The organism is Nocardioides imazamoxiresistens (assembly GCF_032378595.1).
Taxonomy (GTDB): Bacteria; Actinomycetota; Actinomycetes; order Propionibacteriales; family Nocardioidaceae; genus Nocardioides; species Nocardioides imazamoxiresistens.
The window spans coordinates 194880-207636 of the sequence record NZ_JAVYII010000006.1 but is presented as its reverse complement, the minus strand read 5'-3'; the positions used below and the strand labels follow the sequence as shown (position 1 = coordinate 207636).

The 12757-nt window shown below is 75.0% G+C and carries 11 protein-coding genes; 4 read left to right on the top strand and 7 right to left on the bottom strand.

All coding sequences use genetic code 11. The features are described 5' to 3' along the window. Positions 1-48 precede the first annotated feature (48 nt). Positions 49-1485 carry an ABC1 kinase family protein gene (locus RDV89_RS14795; RefSeq protein WP_315734035.1) on the top strand — a complete coding sequence of 479 codons (1437 nt, stop codon included), beginning with the start codon at positions 49-51 and terminating at the stop codon, positions 1483-1485. A gap of 32 nt (positions 1486-1517) precedes the next feature. Continuing rightward, positions 1518-1919, top strand: a complete 402-nt coding sequence (locus tag RDV89_RS14790) for a DUF4259 domain-containing protein (protein WP_315734034.1) — start codon at positions 1518-1520, stop codon at positions 1917-1919. Here RDV89_RS14790 and RDV89_RS14785 read toward each other — a convergent pair. Then, complete coding sequence (locus RDV89_RS14785) at positions 1894-4026, bottom strand: prolyl oligopeptidase family serine peptidase (RefSeq protein ID WP_315734033.1); 2133 nt, start codon at positions 4024-4026, stop codon at positions 1894-1896. The genes RDV89_RS14790 and RDV89_RS14785 overlap by 26 nt on opposite strands. 47 nt (positions 4027-4073) lie before the next feature. Here RDV89_RS14785 and RDV89_RS14780 point away from each other — a divergent pair, with 47 nt between their 5' ends. After that, positions 4074-4964 carry an ABC transporter substrate-binding protein gene (locus RDV89_RS14780; protein WP_315734031.1) on the top strand — a complete coding sequence of 297 codons (891 nt, stop codon included), beginning with the start codon at positions 4074-4076 and terminating at the stop codon, positions 4962-4964. Here RDV89_RS14780 and RDV89_RS14775 read toward each other — a convergent pair. From RDV89_RS14775 to RDV89_RS14760, 4 genes are all read right to left on the bottom strand, one after another. Continuing rightward, the gene (locus tag RDV89_RS14775; protein ID WP_315734029.1) at positions 4928-5542 is read right to left on the bottom strand and encodes a DJ-1/PfpI family protein; all 615 of its coding nucleotides are present in this window, start codon (positions 5540-5542) and stop codon (positions 4928-4930) included. The two genes, RDV89_RS14780 and RDV89_RS14775, sit on opposite strands and share 37 nt — an antisense overlap. Before the next feature lie 76 nt (positions 5543-5618). Beyond that, entirely contained in the window at positions 5619-7655 is a 2037-nt protein-coding gene (locus RDV89_RS14770) for a vWA domain-containing protein (protein WP_315734027.1), read from the bottom strand. Beyond that, on the bottom strand, positions 7655-9076 hold the full coding sequence (locus RDV89_RS14765; RefSeq protein WP_315734026.1) for a sigma 54-interacting transcriptional regulator: 1422 nt from the start codon (positions 9074-9076) through the stop codon (positions 7655-7657). The genes RDV89_RS14770 and RDV89_RS14765 overlap by 1 nt, the downstream gene beginning before the upstream one ends. Next, complete coding sequence (locus RDV89_RS14760; RefSeq protein WP_315734024.1) at positions 9073-10575, bottom strand: MFS transporter; 1503 nt, start codon at positions 10573-10575, stop codon at positions 9073-9075. The genes RDV89_RS14765 and RDV89_RS14760 overlap by 4 nt, the downstream gene beginning before the upstream one ends. Before the next feature lie 119 nt (positions 10576-10694). On the opposite strand from RDV89_RS14760, the gene RDV89_RS14755 reads away from it, so the two are divergent. Next, positions 10695-11090 carry a YchJ family protein gene (locus RDV89_RS14755; protein ID WP_315734022.1) on the top strand — a complete coding sequence of 132 codons (396 nt, stop codon included), beginning with the start codon at positions 10695-10697 and terminating at the stop codon, positions 11088-11090. Here the strand turns inward: RDV89_RS14755 and RDV89_RS14750 are convergent. After that, positions 11063-11734: an IMPACT family protein gene (locus tag RDV89_RS14750; RefSeq protein WP_315734020.1), complete on the bottom strand. Its 672-nt coding sequence runs from the start codon at positions 11732-11734 to the stop codon at positions 11063-11065. The genes RDV89_RS14755 and RDV89_RS14750 overlap by 28 nt on opposite strands. Further along, positions 11724-12731: a YihY/virulence factor BrkB family protein gene (locus RDV89_RS14745; RefSeq protein ID WP_315734019.1), complete on the bottom strand. Its 1008-nt coding sequence runs from the start codon at positions 12729-12731 to the stop codon at positions 11724-11726. Before RDV89_RS14745 ends, RDV89_RS14750 begins: the two co-directional genes overlap by 11 nt. Positions 12732-12757: the final 26 nt, after the last annotated feature.

The following is a 12757-nucleotide window of genomic DNA, read 5'->3' as shown; positions in this document are numbered from 1 at the left end:
ACCGTGTCCGGCGCCCGTGCGCTGGGGTCGTCGGCGACCATGGAGGACGTGAGCGGCGAGGAGACACCGGAGACCCCGCAGGACCGTCCGGGCGCGCGTGGACGCGGGCGTGACGCCAGCCTGCCGCGCCGCACCCTGGGACGCACGGCCCGCCTGGCGGCCCTGCCGCTCGGGTACGCCGGGCGCAGCGCCGTCGGGCTCGGCAAGCGGATCGGCGGTCGCCCCGCCGAGGCGGTGACCGCGGAGATCCAGGAGCGCACGGCCGAGCAGGTCTTCCGCACGCTCGGGCGCCTCAAGGGCGGTGCGATGAAGTTCGGGCAGATGCTCTCGGTGCTGGAGGCCGCGCTGCCGGAGGACCAGATGGCGGCCTACCGCACCGAGCTCACCCGCCTGCAGGACGCCGCTCCCCCGATGCCGACGAGCGAGGTGCGCGCGCTGCTCGACGCGGAGCTCGGCGGTGCCGGGATCGACTGGCGTCGCCACCTCGTCTGGTTCGACGGCGGGCCCACGGCGGCCGCCTCGATCGGACAGGTGCACCGCGGGCGTTGGCGCGACGACCCCGACGACCCCGCCACGGAGCGCGAGGTCGCGGTCAAGGTGCAGTACCCCGGCGCCGAGGAGGCCATCGCCTCCGACCTGCGCCAGCTGTCCCGGCTCGCGCGCACGCTCGCACCGCTGCTGCAGGGCGTCGACGTGCGCGGCCTGGTCACCGAGCTGCAGGACCGGATGGCCGAGGAGCTCGACTACCGGCTCGAGGCGCAGGCGCAGGCGGTCTTCGCCGAGGCGTACCGCGACGACGAGCAGTACGTGGTGCCCGACGTGGTCGCGCACACCCGTCGGGTGCTGGTCACCGAGTGGCTCGACAGCGTGGGCTCCCTCGCCGGCGTGATCGCCGACGGCACCCCGGCCGAGCGGGACCACTACGGCCAGCTGCTCGTGCGGTTCATGTTCGACGGCCCGGTCCGCACCGGCCTGCTGCACGCCGACCCGCACCCGGGCAACTTCCGCATCCTGCCCGGCGCCGACGGCGCGCCCGGCCGGCTCGGCGTGCTCGACTTCGGCGCGGTGGCCCGTCTGCCGGAGGGCACCCTGCCGGCGGCCATGGGTCGGCTCATCCGGATCGCCGGCTCCGGCGACGTCGAGGCGCTCGCCGAGGGCCTGCGCGCCGAGGGCTTCGTGCGCCCGGGCGTGCGCGTCGACCCGGACCTGCTGCTCGCCTACCTCGCGCCGTTCGTCGAGCCGACGCAGGCGGAGGAGTTCACGTTCGACCGGGCGTGGCTGCGCGCGCAGTACGAGCGGTTGAACGACTTCTCCGACCCGACCACCGCGGTGGCGTTCAAGCTGAACCTGCCGCCCTCCTACCTGCTCATCCACCGGACCTGGCTCGCCGGCGTGGGCGTGCTGAGCCAGCTCGGGACGACCGCGAGGTTCCGCGAGATCCTCACCGAGTCGCTCCCGGGCTTCGCGGAGCACGCACCGGACTGACGGGACCGGCGGGGTGTGCCAGAGTGGCGCCCATGGGCACCTGGGGCACCGGACCGTTCCAGAACGACGGCGCGCTCGACCTGCTCGGCGACGTCGAGGACGGCACGTTCTCCTTCGACAACGTCGAGTGGGCCTTCGAGGAGGCCCACCTGGAGGCCGATGCGGGCGAGTTCGCGGTCGCGCTGCTGGAGATCGCCCTCGTGGCGCTCGAGGCGCACGACCCGACCGACGAGCTGGCCGAGGTCGACCTCGACGAGGTGCGCGCGACGCTGACCCCGAACCGGCTGCGCTGGCTGGTCCAGCAGGTCGAGCGCACGCTGTCGGAGGAGGGCTCGGAGAGCTACGAGCTCTGGGCCGAGGCCGACGAGGCCGACTTCGAGGCCTGGCGCAGCCGCACGCTGACGAGCCTCACCGAGCTGCGCGAGCTGCTCTGACGTCGCCCGCGGCCAGGCGCGCGTCGAGGAACTCCCACTCCAGCGCCGCCTTGTGGGCGGCCTGGGCGTTCGTCGACGCGCCGCCGTGGCCGCCCTCGACGTTCTCCCAGTAGGTCACGTCGGCACCGACCTCGGCCAGCCGCGCGGCCATCTTGCGCGCGTGGCCGGGGTGGACGCGGTCGTCGCGCGTCGAGGTGGTCAGCAGCACGGCGGGGTAGGTCACGTCCTCGCGCACGTGGTGGTAGGCCGAGATGGCCTCCACGAAGGGCCGGTCGGCCGGGTCGTCAGGGTCCCCGTACTCCGCCGTCCACGAGGCCCCGGCGAGCAGCTGCGGGTAGCGCAGCATGTCGAGCAGCGGCACCGTGCACACCACCGCGGCCACGAGCTCGGGGTAGCGCACCAGCATGTTGCCGACCAGCAGCCCCCCGTTGGACCCGCCCATCACGCCGAGCCGGTCGGGGGTCGTCAGGCCGGTCGCCACGAGGTCGCGCGCGACGGCGGCGAAGTCCTCGTACGCCTTGTGCCGGTTCTCCCGCAGGGCAGCCTGGTGCCAGCGCGGCCCGTACTCCCCGCCCCCGCGGATGTTGGCGACCACGTACGCCCGCCCGTCGCCGCGGGTGAGCCACGTGCGCCCGATGCTGCCGGAGTAGGACGGCGTCAGGGAGATCTCGAAGCCCCCGTAGCCGTACAGCAGGGTCGGCACGGGCCCGTCGCCCTCGAGCGCGCCGGCGGGCGCGACGACGAAGTAGGGCACCCGCGTGCCGTCGTCGGAGGTCGCGAACCGCTGCACCACCCGGTGGCCCGACGCGTCGAAACGCGCGGGGCTCGACCGCAGCGGCTCCGGCCGACCGGGCTCGCCGCTCGCGTGCAGGTCGACGAGGGCGAGGGTGGGCGGCGTCAGGTAGCCGCTGACGTCGAGCCACGCGCGGTCGCCGTCGGGTCCGTCGTCGGTCGCGTCGACGGCGCGGACCCCCACCGTGGTGTGGTCCGGCAGGCCGCTGGGCTCGTCGCGGGCCCACGGCGCGCCCGGGTCCTGCGGCGGCGTGAGCACCTCGACCCTCTGGGCGACGTCGTCGAGCACGGTGAGGACGACGCGGTGCCGGGTGCGGGTCCAGCCGGCCAGCGACGCGCTCGCGGTCGGCGTGAACAGGGGCACGAGGGCGACGCCGCCGGGTCCGTCGGCCAGGAACGTCGGCAGGTCGGCGGCGAGCAGGGAGCCGGCCGGGTGGGTCGGCCCGTCGGCCACGGGAGTCCAGTCCTCGCGCAGGTGCACGAGGAGGTGGTCGCGCCACACGGCCGGCTCGGCGGAGACCGGCACGTCGACGCGGGTGAGGTCCGTGCCGCTCAGCGGGTCGTCGAGCACGAACGTCTCGGAGGAGAAGAAGCCGATCATCCGGAACACGTACGCCCGCTCGTGCCCGGGCGTGGAGTCGTAGCCGGTGCCGACCGCGAGGTCGTCGACGCCGCCGGAGAACAGCACCTCCGCGTCGCCCACCGGGGTGCCGCGCCGCCAACGGCGGGCCGTGCGGGCGTACCCCGACCGCGTCAGCGACCCCGGCCCCGTGTCGGTCGCGACCAGCAGGGTGTCGGCGTCCACCCAGGACGCGCCGCCCTTGCCCTCCGGCCGCTCGAACCCGCCGTCGGCGGCGGGGACGAAACGGAGGGTGTCCAGGTCGAGCTCGCGGGTCAGGTCGGCGTCCGAGCCGCCGCGGGACAGGGTCACGAGGGCGCGCCGGTACGCCAGCGGGCCGTGGCGCAGCAGCTGCGCGCCGTGCCAGACCCAGGTCACGTCCTCGGCCGCGCTCAGGGCGTCGAGGTCGAGCAGCACCTCCCAGGCGGGGTCGTCGCCGCGGTAGGAGTCCATCGTCGTGCGGCGCCACAGCCCGCGCTCGTGCCGGGCGTCGCGCCAGAAGTTGTAGACGTGCTCGCCGGCCTTGGTGACCAGCGGGATCCGGTCGTCGGCGTCGAGGACCTCGCGCACCGCGTCGCGGGTCGCCGCGAAGGACGGCGACGTCGTCACCCGCTCCTCCGCCTCCGCGTTGCGGGCCGCGACCCAGTCGAGGGCGCGCTCGCCCGTCACGTCCTCGAGCCACAGGTAGGGGTCCACCCGGCGAGGCTAGCGAGGCCTCCCCCACGCCGTGCGAGGGTGGGTGCGTGCGCATCGTCTCGCTGCTGCCCTCGACGACCGAGATCCTGTTCGGGCTCGGTGCCGGCGACGACGTCGTCGGCGTGACCTTCGAGTGCGACCACCCGCCGCAGGCGCGCTCGCGCCGGGTCGTGTCGACCTCGACGATGCCCGCCGGGCTCACGCCGGCCGAGATCGATGCCCACGTCGCCGCGGCGCTCGAGCGGGGCGAGGACCTCTACCGGCTCGACGCCGACGCCCTCGCCGACCTCGACGCCGACCTCGTGGTGACCCAGGACCTGTGCGCCGTCTGCGCGGTGGACGTCGCCACCGTCGACGACGCCCTCGCCCACCTCGGCTGCCGCGCCGACGTGCTGACGGTGGACCCGCACACGCTCGAGGAGGTGCTGGCCTCCGTCGAGGTCGTGGGGCGCGCCGTCGGTCGGTCCGCGCGGGCCGGGGCCTGGGTGGGGGCGCTGCGGGCGCGGGTGGAGGACGTACGCCGCCGCGTCGCCGCCCCGGTCGGCCCGCGGCCGCGGGTCGTCGTGCTCGAGTGGACCGACCCCCCGTTCGCGCCGGGCCACTGGATTCCCGAGATGGTCGAGCTCGCGGGCGGCTCGTGCGTGCTCGGCGCCGCCGGGACGGTCTCGCGGCGGGTGACGTGGGCGGACGTCGAGGCGGCCCGGCCCGACGTCGTGGTGGTCGCCCCGTGCGGCTTCGACCGCGCAGGCGCCCAGGAGCAGGCGGACGCGCTGGTGGCGGCGGGACGGCTGCCCGCCGACGTGCTCGTGCACGCCGTCGACGCGGACGCGCACTGGGCGCGGCCCGGCCCCCGCCTGGTCGACGGCGTCGAGGAGCTGGCCGACGTGCTCCTCGGGTGGCGTCAGGGCGCGGGCGCCTCGACGTCGTCCCAGGCGTAGTCCATCTGGCGCGCCGTCGCGACCGCGAGGTCGCGCGAGGAGGTCACGGCGACGAGCTCGAGGGCCAGGTCGAGACCGGCCGAGATGCCGGCGGAGGTCCACACGTCGCCGTCGCGCACCCACCGCGGGCCGGCGATCACGTCGAGGTCCGGGTGGCGCTCCCGCAGGAGCGGCACGTCCTCCCAGTGCGTCGTGACCCGACGCGTGCCGCGGCCGGCCAGCACCCCGGCCTCGGCCAGCACGAACGCGCCGGTGCACACCGATGCGAGCAGCGGCGTCGTCCCCGCCTGCGCGGCGAGCCACGCCAGCGTGGTGGCGTCGGCCTCGACGGCGTCGGTCACCCCGCCGGGCACCAGCAGCAGGTCGAGCGGCCCGGCGGCGTCCAGGGTGGCGTCGACGCCGAGCCGCAGACCCGGGCGCGAGCGGACCGCGCGGTCGGTCGCGGCGAGCAGCGACACGTCGTACGTCGCGTCCTCGCCCCGGCGGGCCGCGACCCGGGCGGCGGTGGTGAAGACCTCGTACGGCCCGCAGGCGTCGAGGACCTCGACGTCGTCGAAGAGCAGGATCCCGATGTGCACGACCCCGATCCTCGCCCCCGGGTCGTCGACGCGATGAGCAGCACGACGGCCAGACGTGCGCGATCCGCTGCCAGGCTCAGCCGGCCCAGAACCCCCGGCCGAACCCACCGAACCCGCCGGACCCGCCGCTGCCGCCCCACGGCGAGCGGGCCGCGCGGTCGCCGAGGTAGGACCCGACGACCGCGGCGCCCAGGTCGTCGAGCTCGGGCGCCACGACGCGGCCGCCGGCACGGCGTGCCAGCGCGTCGAGGAACCGCGCGAGGCCCGGGTCCTCACCCAAGCGGAAGAAGGTGGTCTGGGCCCCCATCCGCACCACGTTGTCGAGCTCGGTCACGGTGCGGGCCAGGGTGACCGGGTGCGGCGGGTACTCGAACCACACGTCCCCGCTGCCCTCCAGGTGCGCCGTCGGCTCGCCGTCGGTGACGACGAGCAGCACGGGCTGCATGCCGGGGTGGCGTCGGAAGTGGCGCTGGGCGAGCAGCAGCCCGTGGTGGAGGTTGGTGCCCTTCTGCCAGATCGCGTCCAACGCGGTGAGCTGCTCGATCTCGAGCACCTCGGCGTGGCGCCCGAAGCCGACGAGCTCGAGGCGGTCGCCGCGGAACCGGGTCGAGACGAGCTGGTGCAGCGCCAGCGCGGTGCGCTTCATCGGCACCCAGCGTCCGTCCATGGCCATGGAGAACGACGTGTCGACCAGCAGGGCGACGGCGGCCTGGGTGCGCTGCTCGGACTCGACGACCTCGACGTCGCCGATCTCCAGGCGTACGCCCCGGGTGCCCGCCGCGCGGTCGCCCGTCGCCACCTCACGCCGCACGGCGTTGAGCACCGTGCGGGGCAGGTCCCAGGGCTCCGTGTCGCCGAACGCCCACTCGCGCGTGCCCCCGGTGGCATCGGCCGAGCCGCCGCCGGCGCGCAGCTCGCGCGCGCCCTGGCGTCCGGAGAGCCGGTCGGCGGCGTCGCGCAGCAGGGCGCGGCCGAGCTGGCGCATGGCCTTCGGCGAGAGGCGCAGCTGGCCGTCGGATCCGCGCTGCAGGTAGCCCGAGGAGCGCAGCGCCCGCTCGATCTCGGCCAGCGTGCGCGCGTCGACGGCCGCCTCGTCGCCGAGCTGGCGGGCCAGGGCGTCCAGGTCGACGTCGTCGAGCCGCGCACCGGCGTAGGACTGCTGCAGCTGCTCGGCCAGCGCGTCGAGCTCGGCGACGTCCTGCAGCACCCCGGTGCCGTCGCCGAGGCCCAGGCCCTCCCCGCCGCCGAACTGCTCCGAGCCCGACCAGTCCTCGCCCGGGCGCAGGCCCTGGAGGTTGCCGTCCAGACGGGCGAGCTGCTCGTTCAGCGCGGGCGAGCCGAAGGCCTGCTGGGAGAGCTCCATCAGCTCGGCGCGCTGCTCGGGGCTCATCGAGGCGAGCATCCGCTGCGCCGCGGCCGCCCGCGCGGCGAGGGCGTCGACGAGCTCCTCGACGGACCCGGGCCGCTCGGGGAAGAAGTCGCCGTGGCGCTCCATGAACCGCTCGAAGTCCTCGGTGGTGTCGTCGCCGCGGGCGTGCTTCTCCAGCAGGTCGTTGAGGTCGGCCAGCATCGCGGCGACGGCGGCACGGTCCTCGTCGGTCGCGCCCTCCATCGCCTGCTTCATGCCGGCGAACCGCTGGTCGAGCAGCTCGCGGCCCAGGAGGTCCTTGATCTGCTCGAAGGTCTCGCGCGCCTCGCTCGAGGCCCACTCGTAGGACGAGAGCTCGCTGACGGCCGCGGCGGGCGAGGCGGGCAGGCCGTCGAGCTGCAGCTGGCGCAGCACGCGGTCGCCGTCGTCCATGTCGACGTCGCGGGCGAGCTGGCCGCGCTCGGCCAGGACGGCCTTCTCCAGCAGCTCGGCGACCTCCCGCAGGGTGCCGTCGAGGTCGTGGCTCTCGAGCAGGTCGCGGCGCCGCTCGGCGATGCGTCGCGCGAGGTCGTCGAGGCCACGGCGGTCGCTGTCGCCGCGGCGCAGGTACTCCCGCATCGCCCGCTCCGGGGAGTAGCCGGCCATCACGTCCTCGCCGATGGCGTCGAGCGCCTCGGCGAGGTCGACGGGCGGGGCCAGCGGATCCCCGCCCTCGTAGCGCTGGTACCGGGATCCGCGGGTCATCAGTCGATCCCGTAGGTCGTCAGCCCGGTCGCGGCGTCCTTGCCGACCTTCCGGGCGAGGAACAGTCCCTCGAGCGCGAGCTCGACCGCGGCCGCGCGGGTGCCGGGGGTCGTCGCGCCGACGCGGGCCGCGACCGCGTCGTACAGGTCGCCCTCGCCGCCCTGGTCGGGCGGCAGCGGCGGAAGGGCGTCGAGCAGCTCGGCGGCGCTGACCTGCTCGCCGGTGGTCACCGAGCCGCCCTCCTCGAGCGCCGTGACCAGCGGGGCCAGGTCGAGTCCGCGCAGGTGCGTGCGCACCGTCTCGGCGGTCGAGGTCCGCAGCAGGTGCTCCAGCACGGAGCGTTCGCGGCCCTCTTCGCCCGACTCGAACTCGACCTTGCCGCCGAGCACGTCCACCGCGGTCTCGAGGTCGACGACCCGGGCGACGGCCTCCGGCTCGCCCTGGCGGGTGGCCCGGTGCAGCGCGGCGGCCGCGATGGTCTCCGCGCCCGCGATCGCGAACCGCGCCGAGACGCCGGAGCGCTGGTCGACCGAGGAGGACTCGCGCAGCGCGCGGGTGAACCGGGCCAGCACCTCCAGCAGGTAGTCCGGCACCTCGGCCACGAGCTCGGCCTCCTGGCGAACGACGGCGATCTCGTCGGCCAGCTCGGTCGGGTAGTGCGTACGGATCTCCGCGCCGAAGCGGTCCTTGAGCGGCGTGATGATCCGCCCGCGGTTCGTGTAGTCCTCCGGGTTGGCCGAGGCGACGACCAGCACGTCGAGCTCGAGGCGCACGACGTAGCCGCGGACCTGGACGTCGCGCTCCTCCATCACGTTGAGCATGGCGACCTGGATCCGCTCGGCGAGGTCCGGGAGCTCGTTGATCGCCACGATGCCGCGGTGGCTGCGCGGGATGAGGCCGAAGTGGATGGTCTCCGGGTCGCCGAGCAGGCGGCCCTCGGCGACCTTCATCGGGTCGACGTCGCCGATCAGGTCGGCCACGGAGGTGTCGGGGGTCGCGAGCTTCTCGGCGTACCGCTCGCTGCGGTGGCGCCACGCCACCGGCAGGTCGTCGCCCAGCTCGGCGACCCGGCGCCGCGAGGCGGCGGTCACCGGTGCGAGCGGGTCCTCGCCGAGCTCGGAGCCGTCGATGACGGGCAGCCACTCGTCCAGCAGCCCGACCAGGGTGCGCAGCAGGCGGGTCTTGCCCTGCCCCCGCTCCCCCAGCAGCACCACGTCGTGGCCGGCGATGAGCGCGCGCTCGAGCTGGGGCAGCACGGTGTCGTCGAGCCCGTGCAGACCGGGCCACGGGTCCTCACCGGCGGCGAGGCGGGCGAGCAGGTTGGCGCGCAGCTCGGCCTTGACGGTGCGCGGGGTGTAGCCGGTGGCCCGCAGCTCCCCGAGGGTCGCGACGGCGGGAGGGTCGGTGCGGGGGGTCGTCACACACCCACGCTAGACCCGGGTGCAAGCACCCGGCGCATGGTCGGCGCGACGGTACGCCGGGGGCTCGCGACCCTGCGCGGCGCACGGCCCGTGGGCCCGCCGGCGCCGGGGATGGCGCAGGCCACGAGCGCCGCCAGCACCATCGCGACCGCGATGAGGGCGAACCCGATCACGTAGCCGCCCTCGGCCGGCAGCCCGCCGACGCCGACGTGCGCGGTCACGACGCCGGCCATCACGGCCGAGCCCACCGAGCCGCCGATGCTGCGGATGTTGGCGTTCATGCCGGAGGCCACGCCGGTCTGCGAGGCCGGCACCGAGGCGATCACGACGCCGGCCAGCGAGCCGAAGACCAGCCCGTTGCCGAGGCCCTGCAGCGTCGTCGCGGCGACGATCTGCCAGACCTGGTCGTGCCACACGGCGATCGATCCGAAGGCCACAGCGGTCATCAGGGTGCCCGCCACGACCACCACCCGGGCACCGAGCCGCTTGACCAGCGGCGCCGTGGCGAAGCCGATGACGAAGCTGGCGATCGCCGAGGGCAGCAGGATGTGGCCGGACTCGGCGATCGTGGCGCCGAAGCCGTAGCCGGCCGACGACGGCGTCTGGAGGAACTGCGGCAGGAACCCGAAGCTGGAGAACATCCCGAAGCCCACGAAGCCGCCGACGACGTTCGACGTCCACACGCCCCGCTGACGCATCATCCGCATGTCGATCATCGGCACGCGTGCGCGGTTCTCGACGACGACCCAGCCGACGGCCAGCAGACCGGCCGCGACCAGCAGGCCGAGCACCGGCAGCGAGGCCCAGCCCCACTCGTTGCCACGGCTGATGCCGAGCAGCAGCGCCACGAGCCAGCCGGCCAGCAGCACGGCGGGCAGCAGGGGCAGCCGGGTGCGCTCGGCGACGGGCGAGGACGGCACGAAGAACGCCGTGGCCACGGCCGCGAGGGCCGTGACGCCCATCGGCAGCCAGAACAGCCAGGCGTACCCGAGGCCGTCGACGATCGGGCCCGCCACGACGATGCCCACGGCGAAGCCGACCGAGCCGAGGGCCGCGATCACGCTGAGGGCGGTCGTGCGGCTGCGCTCGGGGAACTCGTCGCGGATGATGCCGAACGACAGCGGCAGCACGCCGCCGCCGGCGCCCTGCAGCACGCGGGCGAGGATCAGCACCCAGATGTCGGTGGCCAGCGCGGCGACGAGCGAGCCGATGGCCAGCGCGGCCATCGTGACGACGAGCATCTTCTGCTTGCCGACGACGTCGCCCACGCGCCCCAGCAGCGGGGTGCAGATCGAGGCGGAGAGCAGGTACGCCGTGAGCACCCACGTCGCGGTGGACATGTCGGTGTCCATCTCGACGGCGATGAGCCCGAGCACGGGCACGACCATCGACTGCAGGAGGGTGAACGCGGAGACCGCGATCGCCAGCACGGCGAAGGTGACGGCCCAGTGCCCCCGGGGGCTCCGACGGCTCCGTCGCTGCTGCTCCTCCACCGACACCCGTGCTCCTTCTCGCCGCCGGACAGTTGCGATCTGCAACCATCTCCGGCGCCCACCGTATTCCCTCGACGGTGAGCCGGCCACATCCGAGCGGGCATGACGCGCGTTACGGTGCCGACGTGCCCGACCCGCTCGCCCGTCGTCCCTGCCCCTGCGACCCGGCGCGCGCCTACGACGCGTGCTGCGGACCGCTGCACCGCGGTGCCGAGCCGGCTGCGACGGCGGAGCGGCTGATGCGCTCGCGCTACTCCGCCCACGTGGTCGGCGGCCGGGTCGGCGCCGACCACCTGTTCCGCACCTGGCACCCGCGCACCCGTCCGGACGACACCGCGCCCGACCCCACGGTGACCTGGACGGGTCTGGAGGTCCTCGACGTCGTCGACGGCGCCGCGACCGACGACGAGGGCGTCGTCGAGTTCCGCGCCCACCACGAGGGCGGCGCGCTGCACGAGCGCAGCGCGTTCGCCCGCCGGGCGGGCCGGTGGGTCTACGTCGACGGCGTGCTGGAGCCCTGAGGGTCCTCGACGTCGACCCAGCTGGACCCGGCCGGCGCCGTCGACGCCGTGCCGGCGCTGAGGGCCGCCACGCTCGCGACCAGGTCGGCGGTCCGTGCGGGCGCCACGGCGACCCGCAGCGTCACGGTCGCGGCGTACGTCGTGTCGAGCACCACGACGCCGCGCGAGCGCAGGTCGCTCTCCAGCCGTCCCGCGTCGGCGTGACCGACCTCCACGTCGAGCAGGTCGCGTCGCTCCCGGCGTCGCACCCCGACGGCGTCGAGGCCGGCGCGGGTCGCGTCGCCGTACGCCCGCACCAGGCCGCCCGCGCCGAGCAGCACGCCGCCGAACCACCGCGAGACGACCACGACGACGTCGGCGACCTCGCGCCCCCGCAGGACCTCGAGCATCGGCGCCCCCGCGGTGCCCGACGGCTCCCCGTCGTCGCTGGCGCGCTGCACCGAGGAGCCCGCGCCCCACGGCCCCAGCGCGAGGGCCGAGCAGTGGTGCCGGGCGTCGGGGTGCGTGCGCCGCAGCTCCTCGACGAGCGACCGGGCCGCCGCCTCGTCCTCGACCCGCCGCACCGTGGCGAGGAACCGCGAGCGGCGCACCTCTGTCTCGGCCCGGCCGTCGCGGGCCGGGACCAGGTAGGCGTCAGGGCTCACGCGGCGCCGAGCTCCCGGCCTGGTCGTCGGTCACCTTCTCGAAGCTGACGGTGACTTCCTCGAACCCCTTGTGGCGCTGGGCGCGGGCGTACGCGGTGTAGGCGCGCTTGTCGGCCTCGGTCAGGTCCACCGCGTCGGTGAACGGGGTCAGGAGCGCGCGGGGGTAGAGCCGGCGCGCGAGCACCACGTTGATCTCGATCGCCACGACGACCAGGATCGAGGCGGCGTAGATGAGGCCCATCAGCCCGAGCACCAGGCCGAACGTCTGGTTCATGGCCGAGGTGCGGGCCAGGACCGAGGTCACGTACGCCGCGCCGGCGTACTGCAGCAGGTGCCACGTGACCGCGGTGAAGAAGCCGCCGGGCATCGCCGCCCACAGGCTGTGGTCGCGGGCGGCCGAGAGCCGGAACAGCCAGCTCATCACCAGTCCGGTGGCGGCGATCGTCGCCAGGCTGACCAGCACGCGGGCGAGGCCCTCGGAGCGGCCGAGCAGGTCGGTGCTGTTGCCGATCACCGACAGGGTCGTGACGCCGAGCACCGCCAGTCCCGCGATCAGCAGCAGGACCAGGCTGCGGAAGCGCTGCAGGAACGGGTTGCCGCGCTTGTTGCGCGGCACCGCCCACGCCGTGTTCATCGCGTTCTGCAGCGCCTGGCCCAGGCCGGTGGCGCCGTAGAGCGCGGCGAGCGAACCGACGACGATGGCCGCGACCGAGCCCTGCAGGCCCTCCGGGCGGCCGAGCTGGTCGCCGATGATCGGGAACGTGCTGAGCGTCGAGCTGAGCACCGTGTCCCGCAGCTCGGGCTGGCCCTGCAGCACGAAGCCGAAGATCGAGGTCGCCAGCAGCAGCAGCGGGAAGATGCCGAGGAAGGCGTAGAACGAGATGATCACGCCCAGGTAGGGACCCTGGTCGTCGAAGTACTTGTAGACCACCGCCAGCGGCGCCCCCAGGACCGGGTGACGACGCTGGAAGCGGTCGATCCTCCCGGCCAGGCCCACGCCGTGACCCTAGGGCATGCGCCCGG

Excerpts from the sequence above, each read along its gene's own strand:
- RDV89_RS14790 (WP_315734034.1), top strand. The coding sequence starts at position 1,518 with ATGGGCACCTGGGGCACCGGACCGTTCCAGAACGACGGCGCGCTCGAC.
- RDV89_RS14770 (WP_315734027.1), bottom strand. The coding sequence starts at position 7,655 with ATGACCCGCGGATCCCGGTACCAGCGCTACGAGGGCGGGGATCCGCTG.